This window comes from Neobacillus sp. B24 (assembly GCF_055381825.1).
Genome location: NZ_AP035777.1, coordinates 3,359,053 through 3,373,204, shown reverse-complemented (window position 1 = coordinate 3,373,204; position 14,152 = coordinate 3,359,053). Strand labels below are relative to the sequence as shown.

Genomic DNA, 14,152 nt, shown 5'->3' with positions numbered 1-14,152 from the left:
TAATGAAACGCGTCCATTTGCGCAAAATTTTTGATTGCCCGAGAAGAATGAAGTCGCGGCCCCCTTCTCTATGGGGATTCAATCTTTTTCTTACCCTATTAATTTTTGTTTTTTCTTCTATTTTGAATCTGCTACCAGCGTTCCTCTTTGATTTTCATTGTTTTTGGGTAAACTTTCCCCCTCCCCACTGAAGAGGCTTTTTAAAATGGTATTCAGTTTTTTCTGCTTAAGGCAGCCCGTCTGATACGGCAGCCACCAGGTGTGCTTTTTTACAGGAAGGACATAAAGTGATGTCTTTCCCAATAAGTTTAGAAACTATTTCAATGGTACTAAGTCCTTCAAAAGCTGGTTTGTAGACTCGGCTTTGGGTTAAAATCCTGCAGATTCTTAGTTTGGTTTTCTTATTCCGGTTGGCCAGTATTCCGTAATGCCTGATTTTCACTAATCCCTTCGGGAGAATATGCATGAGAAATCGGCGAATAAATTCCACACCTCTCATCGTAATAGTGTTTTTCCGACTATTGTCCCGATAATTTTTTGCCCGAAAGGTGACAGTATCTTTACCAATTGAAATAATTCGTTGATTGGAGATCGCGATTCGATGAGTATAACGGCCAAGATATTGCACCACTGCCAATGGACCTGAGAAGGTTCTTTTCGTATAGCTATACCAGTTTATTGAATAACATTTGTCTATTAACCGCTGAAATTGTTTTGGATCTTCGTAACTCTTTGCCTCGTTATAAAACTGGAGTCGGTTCTGTTCATAATATTGCTTTAAAAAGTATAGATACTTCCCACGGAATTTCTTAGATAACACTTTTACAGGGATGAAAAACTTATGACTGGAGTTACACCAGCGATTTAGTTTGTTTAATCCTCCAGCCAATACCACGGTATGAATGTGAGGATGATAATGCAAATTTTGACCCCAAGTATGCAAGACAGAAAAAAAACCGATTTGGGCTCCCAAATATTTAGGGTCTTGGGCTAGTTCCGATAAGGTCTCCGAGACGGCTTTATACATTAAATCATAAAGTAGTTTCTGATTATGATAAATTAACATGTGCAGCTGTTCCGGCATGGTAAAAACCACATGAAAATATGGGGCGTTAAGGATATCCTTTTTCCTTTTATCAATCCAGACCTCTTTTGTCACCCCTTGGCACGACGGGCAGTGCCGATTCCGGCAAGAATTATAACTTACTTGAGTATGACCACAATTATGACATCCATAGGCATGGCCACCGAGGGTGGCCGTTCTGCAGTTCATGATTGCCCTAGCTGCCTTGGCTTGCCCTTTTGATGGTCTGTACTTTTCTACATACATGGGATAGAATTTCCGAAAAATTTCTTGGATTGTACTCATGCCTTATCCCCTCCGGTATCTAAGGGGCTCTTGATTCCCATGACACTCTTGGAGGTCATATGCAGGTACGTTAAAGTAGTTTTCAAACTCTTATGCCCAAGCATCTGTTGGATGAACACTGGTTCCACCCCATCTTCTAAAAGATGCGTGGAAAAACAATGTCTAAGTGTATGAGCAGAAATATTCGGATCAAGTTGAAGCTTGTCTTTTAACTTAATTAAGGTATTTTTTATCGTTTTGACATGAATAGGGTCCGACTTATCTCGACCTGGAAATAACCAATCATTCCGTGTATAATCTTTGGAAAAGTAATGTTTAAAATATTCCCTCAGCACTATCAGTGCTGTCTCGGATAGAATGGTATATCGATTGGTATTGTGTTTAGCGTTTTGGACGCGAACTCGCATACTCTTACTATCAATATCGCAAATTTTTAATTTAGCTACTTCGCTAACTCGAAGTCCACTGCCGTAAATTAATGCAAGAATGGCTTTATGCTTCAAGTTATTGGTTGAATTTAATAGTAAAAGAACTTCTTCTTTAGGTGGGATGACAGGGAAACTTTGGGCTCTTTTCATCCTCGGAACCTTAATAGAATTCCATTCCTTTTCTAAAACATAGGTATAGAAGAACTTAATCGCAGAAATGTAATTATTAATGGTTCCTGGGGATAGACCCTTGTCTTTTTTGAGGTAAAGGATGTATTGTTGGACATCCTCCAAGGTCATTTCTTCTATGGGTCTAGTGTGTTCCTGCATATAACTCAGAAAAGCGTTCATTCTGCGCCAGTACGATTCTTTTGAGGAATCCGGGGTGCCCTTAAGCTCAAAGTATAACTCCACTTTTTGTTCATATTGATTCATGATGTTTCCTCCTGATGTTGATTAATAGCTAAGTAATAGATCAATAATCAGAAGGCAGGAGGAGCCCTGTTTGGAAAAGGGAAAATATGTAGATTTATTTTTTGGAAAGTGCGTGATATAATCTTCAAGTGAAAAAGTATGTCCTTCCTTGGTTGTTTTGTTTGGCGATAAAACAATACCACAGAGAACATACTTTTTCATTTTTTTTATACTTTTTTAGGTGCGAGTGGGGTTTTAAAAAGCCATCGCGTAGCGATTTCGTTCTTCTGATGGCGCCCAGAACGGGCGCCATCAGAACCGTCCCCGTGGTCCCCATCATACCTTTAACGATTTCTTTATCATTAAGTATTGTTCAAGTTCTTTGAGAAATTGGAATAGTTGGGCTCTGGCTTCAAATTCTTCTCTTGTTTGGGGGAGTGGTTCTTCTTTCATTTCAGTTTGCAGCTGATATAAGTGATTTAGCATTTTCTGGGCCGTATTCCCAGGGTGGATGGATTGGCTTAGCTCTTCAAGGAAATCGGCAATCATAAATCTTTGCTTCACCAATGGTTCAATCGAAGTCACAATCGGCAAGAAACGTTCAATGATTTCAAATTGCTTTTCGCGGGTTTTGAAATAATCATAGAAATAATTTTCTGAGCGCATAAATTGGTTTTCAACATTCCGGAGGGCCAAGCTTTGTGCGTCTTTTAGCAAATGGACCGTCTCGGTAATTTCCTCGCCCATCCAACGGCTTTCATTGGTCCGTAAATACGAAACCATCTCCTGAAAGATTTTTCGGAAATTCTCTTCAATGTCCACTTGGTACTGTTTCAATTTTGAATCAAGACTTGGCATGTATAGGTTAACGACAAGGGCCGTACCGATCCCAATAATAACCAGAGCGACTTCGTTCAACACAATTCCCATCGTCATGTTATGTTCAGAGTAAATATGGAGAATGATGACGGAACTTGTGACAACCCCCTCCGCTACTTTGAACAGCACAGTGACTGGAATGAAAAATAAGAGCAATAAACCAATCACTAAAGGATGGTAGGCAATTCCTTCAAAGAAGGCAAATGAAAAGGCGATCCCAAGCAAACAGGCGGTAAATCTGGCATACGCGGTTCGAAACGACTTTTTCTTCGAGTTCTGGATACACAGAATGGTGACAATACCTGCAGAAACAAAAAAATGCAAATCAAAAAATTGCGCGATGATGATGGCTGCCGCCGTTCCAATGGCAGTCTTTAATGTCCGATATCCGATTTTTAAACGAACCATAAGTTAACCTCTATCAGTGCTGTTATTCTTCAATTCTTCTTCTATCATTGCATCCAAGCGTTGTACCATGGCCGCCGCTTTCTCTCTATTGATTGTCCGGTAATGATGCATACCGCCTTGCTCTTCGTCCATTTCGTCTGCCAGTTTGACGATTTCCTGCAGGGGGTTCGTTTGATAAATCCTTCTGGCATATAGGAATCCGTATGAAATAAGATAGCTAGCGCAATTTCTTTGGCAATGATAGGATTTTCCCCTAATCGAATCAATAATTTATGCGCTCGCTCAGCACCTTTTATGGCATGGATATCATTTTGTTTATATAAATCATAATCCCATTTCCCATTACTGTACCAAGTATAATGTCCCATATCATGCAACAGAGCGGATTTAGCGGCCAAATCAACCGAAACATCATATTCCTTTGCCAATTTGAATGCATGGTAGGCACAGGCAATGGCATGAACAATTCCAGAGCGGCTTAAATACTTCCTAGCGATATGATGATTGAAAATTTGAATCAGAGTTACCTCTCTCATTTTTAATCACCCTTTTAAAAAATAGTTAACCTGTATTATAAAACAAATAAGGTTGATTTTGTATGATAAGGACATAAAAAGAGAAAAAAGTATGTGAGATATCGTTCCAAGCTACGTGGTGAAACATTTTGTAAATACTAATGGGTTTCCTTGGTAATAATAAAATAAATAAAATTACTATTTGGAGTATGAGCATGGCACAATCCAATATCAGATTAACAGCATCAGAAATTTCAAGCCTTTGGACCCAATATATGTTTGACACGATGTCGATTTGTTTTATCAAGTATGCCCTTCACCATATAGAGGACAAGGATATCAGGGAAGTCTACCAACAATCACTCATTATTTCGGAAGAGCATGTTCAAAAAATAAAGCAGTTCTTTAAGGGGGAAGAGTTCCCGATTCCTATAGGTTTTACGGAAGAGGATGTGAATATTACAGCACCAAGGCTGTTCCAAGATCCTTTCTATTTGTACTACATGTATATCATGTCGATTCAGGGGCTTACTGGCTATGCGCTCTCTGTTGGTACCTCGACCCGTTCTGATCTCAGAAAATATTATATGGAATGCAATATTGAAACCATGGGCCTTTTTGAAAAAGTTATCGATGCTTTACTCACTAAGGGGATTTACGAAAGACCTCCAGTGCTATCACCACCGGAATCGTTCGATTTTGTTAAACACCAAAGCTTTTTGACAGGCTGGTTCGGTGAACGGCGGCCGCTAACTGCTATGGAAATTAGTGATATAACCTACAATATGAATAAGATGCACCTGCATGTAGCCTTAAAGCTTGGATTTACCCAAGTGGCTTCTTCCAAACAAGTTCGCCAGTACATTAAAAGGGGAATGGAAATTTCAAATAAGCACATTGCAACTTTTGAGAAAATTTTTCGTGAAGAAAAACTTACCTCCCCAATCTCTTGGCAATCTTCGGTCACAAACGCTACAACTGCACCTTTTTCTGACAAATGGATGATGTATCAGATCCAACTGTCGACACAGGTGGCAATTGCCTTTTATGGGTCCGCCTTAAGCGTGACGTCAAGAAGAGATATAGCAGAAAAATATTTAGGACTTACCAGTGAACTTTTAAGGTTTGCCGAAGATGGGATGAATCTCATGATTGAAAAGGGATGGGTAGAGGAACCGCCGAAGGCTGTCGACCGAAGGGCCTTAACCAAAGGAAAAAAAGAAACGGGTAACTAAATAAAAAGCTTGGCAGGGGGATTCAACGATGTGAAACCGTGAGAGATTTGTTACCAAGATTGTTGAATTGTCATTTCCTTCCTTTTATACTCAAAACAACTCGAAAGAAAGTGGAAGGTCGAAATGGAAGGGAGTGGGGCAAATGGGGAATATCCTGAGGAAGGCAGTAGAAGATAGGCGGCAAAGGCTAATTGATCGACTCCTGGCCTTCAGTGTATATAAGATCGCAGATAAGCAGCTTTTTGAATTATCACTTACTGAATTGGAACATGAATACAGGCAGTTTAAACAAACGAGAACACCCTCAAAGTAAAACATTAAGGGAAAAAAAGTAAGGCAGAGCACTGCTCTGCCTTAAAATAATTAATAGTACGGATATGGGGATGAATATGGAGATGGGTAAGGATAAGGATAAGGATAGGGAGCAACCGGATATGCTCCTGGTAAGGCAGCGCTAAGTGCCAAGCCAGTTAACGCTCCAGTCGCTAATCCTGGTAAGAATCCACCTTGCCCGTAACCACCGAATCCACCGAATCCACCGAATCCACCGTGACCCCCGTGATCCCAGTGACCATGTCCACCACCGTGACCACCGTGATCCCAGTGACCATGTCCACCACCGTGACCACCGTGATCCCAGTGACCATGTCCACCACCGTGACCATGTCCATCTCCATGTCCACCGTGATGTTGACCGTGACCACCGCCATGGTGTGTTCGCTGATCGTAGATTGGATAATTCATCAACTGTCACCTCATTTACGTTTTGTCTCTATATCATATGCCTAAGAAATTTATTTGACATTTATCTATCTAGACAGGAATGTCATGGTAACCATCCTAAAACCCCAGGAACTAAAAAAGACTACCTTTCCCTTGAATAGCTCGGAGAAAGATAATCTTTTGTACCTAATTCTTTTTTATAGGAAACGTAACTTGGAAGGTGGTTAAATGATCATCTGACATACAACTGATTTCACCGTTGTTTTTTTCAACAATGTTTTTGCATACAAATAAGCCAATTCCTGTACCCAATTTCTTCGTTGTAAAAAATGGTTCGAAAATAAATTGTACGGCTTCTGGATGGATCGTTGGGCCATTATTTGAAATACATATCTTGACTTGCTGATCCTCTATATTAGATTCAATCGTAATTTTTCGCAGATTTTCTTCTTCACACACAGCATCAATGGCATTCATTAGTAGGTTTAGAAAAATTTGTTTTAATTCATTGCGATCGCCGTTTACCTTGATATCTTCATCAATAGTTGACACCATCTGAATATTGCCGCCGACAATGCTCGGATATAAGAAATCGACTACCTCTTTTATTAATAAATGTATCGTAATTTCTTCACTGTTGCTTTCAGCAAGCAGGTTCATTTTGGATGTATGAAGGAACTGAGTAATCCTAAATTTTAACTGGTCCAATTCCGTTGAAATAATATCCAAATAGGGCAGCTGGGGATGATCATGTTGTAACAGTTTGATAAAGCCCATGACAGATGTAAGCGGGTTGCGAAATTCATGAACAAAGCTTGAGGACATCTGTCCAAGTATAGACAGTCTGTCCTTATGAGTCTGTGAAATAAATAGATTCTTTTCTTGCAGCCTTTCATCCATTATTTCGGTGTATCGTGTCACTGCATAATAACAGAATAAATCGAACTGCTTATTGATTAAGTCAATGATGGGCTGCCATTCTTCGGTCTTAATTCCAGATAGATTAATATACTTGACAAGGATACTTCTACCCAGATTAACATTATAAACAAATTCCCCAATATTGACATTAGCATTGGCCCGTTCCTCGCCTACTTTGTATGCAAATGATTGGATATCATGATCGGAGTAACCATCCTCAATGGAAGTCGTGATGATGTCATACATCAAAGAACCGTTCATTAGAATCAGGCCCTTATTGTCCTTTTGATAGTGTACGATGATTTCCTCTTCCCAAAAATGTAGAAATTTTTCTCTATTATCTTTAAGATATCGACCAATCTGCTTCTTGTCATTCCCCGTTTGTACGATAGATTCCATTAACAAGCCCACTCTCCTCGTATATAAAGAAAATATACCATAAAAGTGCCAATCTTTATACAGAAAAATGAACCAGGGGGGTTCGCTGCCTCCGTTGGGCCTAAAGAAAAAATGGTAAAAAAGAGGAAACGAGCGGTTGGTGTGGAATTTAATATATACGTAGGGAAAAGTGTTTCTTATTTTTGTAGAAATAAAGTGCACTTTTAAAATGTAAGCGCATACAATGATAATGATGATTGGAGGCGATACCAATGATTTATATTTATGGTGATGATTATATCAAATATTTAAACGATGATAGTGCTGGTAAGCTAACGTACGATCAATGGAAAAGTAAAAAAAGTCAGCAGGGGGATTATAAAAGCATTTCTTCTGGACCATATGAAACGGCTAAGTATACGCATGGCTTAAACTCTCCAGGGTCCAAATATAAAAAGTTCATAGGCTAAGATTTCTTTATAATGACCATTGCCAGGCACCACAACAAGAAGTTGCATATGTGAAAAGTCAAAAAATGCTGGAGCAGACAATAAATAGCTCCAGCATTTTTTTTGTGGAATCTTAACGGTATAATAAGGTGTATTCACTCAAGATTAGAGAAGAGGTACATAAGATGATTGTGATGGAAAATGATTGGTTAAAGGTAGAAATAAGTGAAAGTGGTGCAGAAGTACGAAAGGTGCAGCATAAGAAAAACGGTCTCGATTATATGTGGAATGGGGACCCTGCCTACTGGGGACGCGTCTCACCTGTGCTATTTCCGATTGTGGGTCGATTAAAAGAGGATCGCTACCAACTTAATGGCATGACCTTCGAGATGTCCCAGCATGGATTTTTACGTGATGTTGAATTTACGGTGGGGAATCAGACAGCAACAAGTGTTTCATTTGCGTTTAAATCTGGCGATTCCTTCCTACATATCTATCCATATGAATTTACCGCGATTATTACTTACAGCCTTAAGGAGGACTCACTCCTCGTTAAATGGGAAATTGTGAACGAAAACAAGGAAGAGATGGTTTTTTCCATCGGCGCTCATCCTGCCTTTAAGATTCCACTTTTGGAAAATGAAAAGGTTGAGGACTACAGTTTAGAACTGACTCGTGCTGCAAATAAAACTGTAATGGAATATGAGTTGGAAGATTCATTAATTCATGAAAAAGGGACTGCTGATTCTATTTCTGTCATCCCCCTCACTGACGCATTATTCGCCAAGGATGCACTTGTGTACAGCAATATTGACAAAATCTCCATGGTCTCGAATAGAACAAGTCATGGCGTAGAAGTCATGTTCGAAGGCTTCCCGTTTGTGGGAATCTGGTCAAAATACAAGGATGGAAAGATCGCTCCATTTGTATGCATTGAGCCGTGGTACGGCATCGCTGATACTGCTAATACAACCGGTAACCTCAAAGAAAAATTTGGCATAAATACACTAGCAGCAGGAGAATCATTCCAGGCTGAATATAGTATGAAGTTTAAGTGAAGCTAGGGAGTGTTCTTCTCTTCCAAAAAATTGCCAGGCATCTGCCTGGCACTTTTTTGCGGCTAAAACTCTGAAATCCTTATTAAGATAACACCTCACCGGCTATAAGCCTATAGGACTCCAGCCGGTCCTTTGGTGAGTGGGTAATGGTGACAATCATGATTTCATCCGCTTTATATTTTTCCTGTATCACCATCAGTTTCCTCCCAACCTCCTGTGGGGTGCCGATGATCATATTTTGTTTCATTTTCTCGAGCTTTTCATTTTCTTTCTCATTCAATTGGTAACCCTTGGCCTCATCAATCGATGGAACAAATTTTCCTTCCCCTTTTTCTTTTTGCAAGGCCCAAATTAGGCTGCATAACGCCATTTCTTCGGCTTTTTCAGTGGTTTCCGCGCATATGGCCGTTACAGTTAATAATACATAAGGGGATGACCCAATTTTTCCCGGGTTAAAGCTATCTTGATATTGTTGAATGATCGCTGCCCCATCCTGGTCGCTCATGAACTGGCCAAATGCATAAGCCAAGCCATTCTCAGCCGCAAGTAAGGCACTTTTTTTGCTGGTTCCCAGAATCCACGGCATGGGAGGAAGAATGGGCTTTGGTGCTGCCGTCACTTTTGCAAACTCATGATCTTCCGGAAAATCTCCATTCAAAAAGTGAAGCAGTTCCTTTACTAAGGCTGGCATTTTAAAAACCTGCTGGAGAAAATTATCCGACAACGCATTGGTTGCTTCCGCCGAACCGCCTGGTGCCCGGCCGATCCCCAAATCAATCCGGCCCGGAAACAAGGTGGATAGCATATTGTAAACTTCGGCTACTTTATACGGTTTGTAATGGGGTAATAAGACCGCTCCAGAGCCGATCCTAATCTCCGATGTATGTGCTCCAATATAACCCAGCATGACTTCAGGAGCAGAACAGGCGAGTCCTGCCAAATCGTGATGTTCGGCAATCCAATACCTGCTGTAACCCAGCGCTTCTCCCGCTTGGGCAAGCTTCATCGATTCAGTTAAAGCTTCGTGGGCAGTCTGTTGTGAAGAAATAGGGGATTGATCCAAAATACTTAATTTCACCGTTTTTTGCCTTCTTTCTTACTTATTGACTTCAACCAAAGATAATACAAATTCTCCGACCCGGCCGCCCTCATATAAATTGGTAATGGAAGTGGAATATTCTTGAATGCTTCCTCTAAAAGCCAAATCCGTTTCTGGAACTACTACATCGAAGGTTCCTTTGTATAGGAGAGTAGTAATATCATGGTAATCCTCACTTGTTACATGAAACTTCACATCAATTTTATGCTGGCCGTTCTGGATCTCTGTTTGTAAATGATCCACAATAATCAATGTTCCATCTAAGCTGATTGCTTTTTCCAAAGTATCGTCTCCTTATCGTTTTTGTATGAAAATCATAGCACTAGTCCAAAAGACGGGCAACTTAAGGGGATTTTTGAGGTTAAAGTACAAAAAATTGGAAAAAACTTCTTTGCAAACTAACACATGTTAGTATGTAGTATCAATATAAACTAACGAATGTTAGTATGTGCTGTTGGCTTCGTTAGGGATGCCAATTGCGTAATAGTGGAGTGGATTTTTTCAAGGCAGGCCGATTGAAACCGGTCTGCCTTGTTTTTATTCTTGGATACTTCAAGAGAGGCAGAGAGGGAAGCGAAAGAACATAGGTTTACATATTTAAAATTTGGTTTTAAAATTAAAGTAAGAATATTTTAAAAATAAAGACTATACATCAGATAATCGCACTTACTTTCTAGTAGGGAGTGAAACAATGATTGCACTTTTTAAAATGAAAGATTTATATGAAGAACAAATAAAAGATTTATTAAAAGAGATGGGATACCCATCTGCCAGTTTTTATTCGATAAATTCCATTTTGGATCAAATCATGAATCCAATGGTCATTATCACACCTGCCATTTTTCAGAAAGAACTGGCCGGTCTCTCGTTTCCGATTATCCCAATTCCCCTCACAATTGGCGATATCAAAACGTCAATCAAGACCATTTTTGATATATCGAATGATACGGAGTATGTTTTTCTTGCCTCAGCGGAAGAAATACAGTGGCTGAAAAAAGAGCAGGAAGGACAAAGCAATGCAGACGAAATTCGTCTCGACTTTTTCACAGAAAGAAAATTAACCGCACAAAATCATAATCGGGTATGTTTGGCTCCGATCTGGATGAAAGGATTATTATCCAACCCGCATATGAAAAACTTACATTTCATTAAACCCTCTTATACATCATTGCTTCCTTTTTTACAGATTGCAGGTTCATTGGTGAATTATACAGAGGAGATGGTAAAAGAACGGTATCAAGTCGATGCCATCGTCAATTCCACCCACGATGGCGTGGTTGCGATCGACCGAACCGGAAATATTCGGTTGGTGAATGAACATGCCAAAACGATCCTGGGCGTTGAAGGGAAAATGAAGGGACATAATATCACGGAGTTTATCCCGCAATCGGACATGCTGCGGGTGTTGGAAACCGGGAAGGAGGAAAGAGGGGATATTGCTGCTGTCGGCGGGCGGCAAATTGTTATCAATCGCACACCGGTTATCGTCAAAGGAAAAATTGTCGGCGCCGTCTCCAATTTTAAAGAAATTACCGATATTCAAAAAGTCGAACTGCAATTAAGGAAAAAACTTCATCAAACCGGCCTTGAAGCAAAATATCGTTTAAGTGACATCGTCGGGGAAACCGAGGAAATCATCGAGGCCAAAGAACTGGCCGCTAAATTTGCTGGAACGGAATCGACCGTGTTAATCACAGGCGAGTCGGGGACAGGAAAGGAATTATTTGCCCAAGGAATCCATGCCGCCAGTCCCCGGTCGCTGGGCCCGTTTGTTGCCGTGAACTGCGCCGTACTGCCGGAAAATCTCCTCGAAAGCGAAATGTTTGGCTATGAGAAAGGCACGTTTACCGGTGCGCTAAAAGATGGAAAGCCGGGGTTATTTGAACTGGCCCATGGGGGAACCTTGTTTTTGGATGAAATCGGCGAAATTCCACTGCGGATCCAAGCATTATTGTTACGGGTGCTCCAAGAGCGGACCATTAGGCGTGTTGGCGGGGAACGGATCATCCCGGTAGACGTTCGCATCATTACCGCCACAAACAGGAATTTGGAAGAAGCGGTGGAAATGAAACATTTCCGCTCCGACCTCTTTTACCGTTTGAATATATTAGCTCTGGAATTGCCGCCGCTCCGCCAGCGTTTGGTGGACATACCGATGCTGGTTGATGCGTTTGTGAATGAATTTAATGAAAAACGAAAAACGAAAATTACCCATGTTGAAGAGGAGTTAATTCAGTTATTTCAAAGGTACGACTGGCCGGGAAACATTCGCGAATTAAGGAATACCATTGAACGAATGGCGGTGCTGGAAGAAACAGAGGTGTTAAGGCTTCAAGGAGCAAAATTCCTATCTGAAAAAATGAGAAGGAAGGCTGCAGAACTTGCGGATAATAAACTAAGTATTAAGGGCAAGGAGAAGGAGCTCATCATCTCGACATTAGAAAAATTTGCCCATAATAAAAAACTGGCAGCACAATCCCTTGGAATTGATCGGTCGACGCTGTGGAGAAAAATGAAAGAATACAATTTATGATGTTGCAAAAACCAATGCCGTGTTGCAAAATACAACATCCTATGTACTAGCAGGGAAATCTTATTCCTGCTTTTTATTTGATATTTCCGACTCTTCTAAATTTTCAATCTTGGCACAGAACTTGCAAATAAATGAGGCAAGATAACAAATCTTGGTGAATGGGAGGGTTACGATGAAGAGAATGTATATCAATGGCGAATGGGTGGCGTCAGTTTCAGGGGAGTCATTTTCCGTTTATAATCCGGCCAATCACGAAGTCATTGCCGAAGTACCACGCGGTGGAACAGAGGATGTCGATCTTGCGGTCACTGCGGCGAAAAATGTTTTTGACTCAAGGGAATGGCAATTATTAAAGCCAATTAACAGGGGGCAGGCCCTGTATGAAGTCGCCCGAAAAATACGCGAGCGATTTGAGGAACTTGCGATAGTCGAGACGCTCGACACCGGAAAGCCGCTGACACAGGCAAGAAGTGATGTTGAAAGTGGAGCACGTTATTTCGAGTATTATGCAGGCATCGCCGATAAAATGTTTGGCGAAACCATCCCCGTGGCCCCGTATGTAATTGACTACACGGTACGGGAACCAATGGGGGTATGTGCGCAAATTATTCCGTGGAATTATCCGCTGCAAATTACCTCAAGGGGCGTGGCGGCAGCTATCGCGGTTGGCAACACCGTGGTCGTAAAGCCTGCTGAGGATACACCTCTGTCAGCCCTAAAGCTAGCTGAGATTTTTTCTGAGATTGATGTGTTGAAACAGGCACTTCAAGTCGTCACCGGTTATGGGGCGGAGGCGGGAGCGGCGCTCGTGAACCATCCTGATGTCAATCATATCACGTTTACTGGCTCAGTCGGCACAGGCTCAAGCGTGATGATGGCGGCGGCAAAAAATATTGTTCCTGTCACCCTGGAGCTGGGAGGGAAATCACCGCATATTGTGTTCCCTGACTGCGATATCGAGGAGACTGTGACATGGGTGTTACGGTCGATTATTCAGAATGCTGGCCAGACCTGTTCCGCCGGCTCGAGGCTGCTGATTCATTCCTCCATCAAAGAGGAAGTCGTAAGCAGGCTGGCCGAGCGAATGAAAAATCTAAACCTCGGCCCTGGGATAACCGATAGCGATCTCGGCCCGATTATTTCGAAAAAACAGTTTGACCGAATTGTAGCGATGGTGGAGCGGGCCAAGGAGGAAGGCGCCACCGTTATCGTCGGTGGCAAGGAAGCCACGGTGGATTTGCCAGGTGAAGCGTATTATTTTGAACCGACCATTATTGACAACGTTTCGCCAACCAGTGAAATTGCCCAGGAAGAAGTGTTTGGTCCGGTGCTGACTGTGTTTGAATTCGAGACAGAAGCAGAAGCGATACAGTTGGCGAATGGTACCTCATATGGGCTGGTGACTGGGATTTGGACAAGTGATATCTCTCGGGCACATAGAATCGCGGCCAAGGTGAAAAGCGGCCAAGTGTTTATCAATGACTATGGCGCTGCAGGCGGTGTCGAGCTTCCTTTCGGCGGCTATAAAAAAAGCGGAATCGGCCGGGAAAAAGGAGTCGAGGCCCTGCAAAATTATACGCAGTTAAAAAATATCGCCATTAAAATCAAGCCGGCGGAGGACTGAGCAGGCAGGTTTTGTAGTAGTAGTGGGCGTTACTCGAGGATGAGTGTGGTTTACTCTCGGATAAGCGTGGATTACTCTCGGATAAGTGAGATTTACTCTCGGATAAGGTGGTTTTACTC

At 41.6% G+C, this 14,152-nt stretch carries 13 protein-coding genes and 1 pseudogene; 6 read left to right on the top strand and 8 right to left on the bottom strand.

From position 1 onward, the window contains the following. Positions 1 to 226: 226 nt before the first annotated feature. From ACZ43M_RS16545 to ACZ43M_RS16530, 4 genes and pseudogenes are all read right to left on the bottom strand, one after another. Positions 227 to 1,369 carry an IS91 family transposase gene (locus ACZ43M_RS16545; RefSeq protein ID WP_464503642.1) on the bottom strand — a complete coding sequence of 381 codons (1,143 nt, stop codon included), beginning with the start codon at positions 1,367 to 1,369 and terminating at the stop codon, positions 227 to 229. Beyond that, positions 1,366 to 2,232 (bottom strand): tyrosine-type recombinase/integrase, encoded by an 867-nt coding sequence (locus ACZ43M_RS16540; RefSeq protein WP_464503641.1) that lies wholly within the window; start codon positions 2,230 to 2,232, stop codon positions 1,366 to 1,368. Before ACZ43M_RS16540 ends, ACZ43M_RS16545 begins: the two co-directional genes overlap by 4 nt. 315 nt (positions 2,233 to 2,547) lie before the next feature. Further along, the gene (locus ACZ43M_RS16535) at positions 2,548 to 3,498 is read right to left on the bottom strand and encodes an aromatic acid exporter family protein (RefSeq protein WP_464503640.1); all 951 of its coding nucleotides are present in this window, start codon (positions 3,496 to 3,498) and stop codon (positions 2,548 to 2,550) included. Between the two features lie 3 nt (positions 3,499 to 3,501). Beyond that, positions 3,502 to 4,034, bottom strand: a pseudogene (locus ACZ43M_RS16530) (HD domain-containing protein). 194 nt (positions 4,035 to 4,228) lie between these two features. On the opposite strand from ACZ43M_RS16530, the gene ACZ43M_RS16525 reads away from it, so the two are divergent. Continuing rightward, entirely contained in the window at positions 4,229 to 5,248 is a 1,020-nt protein-coding gene (locus ACZ43M_RS16525) for a DUF3231 family protein (RefSeq protein ID WP_464503639.1), read from the top strand. 142 nt (positions 5,249 to 5,390) lie between these two features. Further along, positions 5,391 to 5,561: a Fur-regulated basic protein FbpA gene (locus ACZ43M_RS16520; RefSeq protein WP_464503638.1), complete on the top strand. Its 171-nt coding sequence runs from the start codon at positions 5,391 to 5,393 to the stop codon at positions 5,559 to 5,561. A gap of 50 nt (positions 5,562 to 5,611) precedes the next feature. Here ACZ43M_RS16520 and ACZ43M_RS16515 read toward each other — a convergent pair whose 3' ends face one another. Further along, positions 5,612 to 5,992 carry a hypothetical protein gene (locus ACZ43M_RS16515; protein WP_464503637.1) on the bottom strand — a complete coding sequence of 127 codons (381 nt, stop codon included), beginning with the start codon at positions 5,990 to 5,992 and terminating at the stop codon, positions 5,612 to 5,614. A gap of 165 nt (positions 5,993 to 6,157) precedes the next feature. After that, a complete protein-coding gene (locus ACZ43M_RS16510) occupies positions 6,158 to 7,291 on the bottom strand; it encodes a histidine kinase N-terminal domain-containing protein (protein ID WP_464503636.1) in 1,134 nt (377 codons plus the stop codon). A gap of 251 nt (positions 7,292 to 7,542) precedes the next feature. Here ACZ43M_RS16510 and ACZ43M_RS16505 point away from each other — a divergent pair, with 251 nt between their 5' ends. Beyond that, a complete protein-coding gene (locus ACZ43M_RS16505; RefSeq protein WP_464503635.1) occupies positions 7,543 to 7,740 on the top strand; it encodes a hypothetical protein in 198 nt (65 codons plus the stop codon). Between the two features lie 164 nt (positions 7,741 to 7,904). Then, positions 7,905 to 8,777, top strand: a complete 873-nt coding sequence (locus ACZ43M_RS16500) for an aldose 1-epimerase family protein (protein WP_464503634.1) — start codon at positions 7,905 to 7,907, stop codon at positions 8,775 to 8,777. A gap of 82 nt (positions 8,778 to 8,859) precedes the next feature. On the opposite strand, the gene ACZ43M_RS16495 is transcribed toward ACZ43M_RS16500, so the two are convergent. Both ACZ43M_RS16495 and ACZ43M_RS16490 read right to left on the bottom strand, forming a co-directional pair. Then, complete coding sequence (locus tag ACZ43M_RS16495; protein ID WP_464503633.1) at positions 8,860 to 9,855, bottom strand: LLM class flavin-dependent oxidoreductase; 996 nt, start codon at positions 9,853 to 9,855, stop codon at positions 8,860 to 8,862. Positions 9,856 to 9,873: 18 nt separating this feature from the next. Continuing rightward, a complete protein-coding gene (locus ACZ43M_RS16490) occupies positions 9,874 to 10,158 on the bottom strand; it encodes a DUF3219 family protein (RefSeq protein WP_464503632.1) in 285 nt (94 codons plus the stop codon). A gap of 409 nt (positions 10,159 to 10,567) precedes the next feature. Here ACZ43M_RS16490 and ACZ43M_RS16485 point away from each other — a divergent pair, with 409 nt between their 5' ends. Both ACZ43M_RS16485 and ACZ43M_RS16480 read left to right on the top strand, forming a co-directional pair. Next, positions 10,568 to 12,409, top strand: coding sequence for a sigma-54 interaction domain-containing protein (locus ACZ43M_RS16485; RefSeq protein ID WP_464503631.1), 1,842 nt, complete (start codon positions 10,568 to 10,570; stop codon positions 12,407 to 12,409). A 172-nt stretch (positions 12,410 to 12,581) separates the two neighbouring features. After that, the gene (locus ACZ43M_RS16480) at positions 12,582 to 14,033 is read left to right on the top strand and encodes an aldehyde dehydrogenase family protein (protein WP_464503630.1); all 1,452 of its coding nucleotides are present in this window, start codon (positions 12,582 to 12,584) and stop codon (positions 14,031 to 14,033) included. Positions 14,034 to 14,152 lie beyond the last annotated feature (119 nt).

Excerpts from the sequence above, each read along its gene's own strand:
- ACZ43M_RS16485 (WP_464503631.1), top strand. The coding sequence starts at position 10,568 with ATGATTGCACTTTTTAAAATGAAAGATTTATATGAAGAACAAATAAAA.
- ACZ43M_RS16535 (WP_464503640.1), bottom strand. The coding sequence starts at position 3,498 with ATGGTTCGTTTAAAAATCGGATATCGGACATTAAAGACTGCCATTGGA.
- ACZ43M_RS16480 (WP_464503630.1), top strand. The coding sequence starts at position 12,582 with ATGAAGAGAATGTATATCAATGGCGAATGGGTGGCGTCAGTTTCAGGG.
- ACZ43M_RS16525 (WP_464503639.1), top strand. The coding sequence starts at position 4,229 with ATGGCACAATCCAATATCAGATTAACAGCATCAGAAATTTCAAGCCTT.
- ACZ43M_RS16505 (WP_464503635.1), top strand. The coding sequence starts at position 7,543 with ATGATTTATATTTATGGTGATGATTATATCAAATATTTAAACGATGAT.
- ACZ43M_RS16545 (WP_464503642.1), bottom strand. The coding sequence starts at position 1,369 with ATGAGTACAATCCAAGAAATTTTTCGGAAATTCTATCCCATGTATGTA.
- ACZ43M_RS16540 (WP_464503641.1), bottom strand. The coding sequence starts at position 2,232 with ATGAATCAATATGAACAAAAAGTGGAGTTATACTTTGAGCTTAAGGGC.
- ACZ43M_RS16520 (WP_464503638.1), top strand. The coding sequence starts at position 5,391 with ATGGGGAATATCCTGAGGAAGGCAGTAGAAGATAGGCGGCAAAGGCTA.
- ACZ43M_RS16515 (WP_464503637.1), bottom strand. The coding sequence starts at position 5,992 with ATGAATTATCCAATCTACGATCAGCGAACACACCATGGCGGTGGTCAC.
- ACZ43M_RS16500 (WP_464503634.1), top strand. The coding sequence starts at position 7,905 with ATGATTGTGATGGAAAATGATTGGTTAAAGGTAGAAATAAGTGAAAGT.
- ACZ43M_RS16510 (WP_464503636.1), bottom strand. The coding sequence starts at position 7,291 with ATGGAATCTATCGTACAAACGGGGAATGACAAGAAGCAGATTGGTCGA.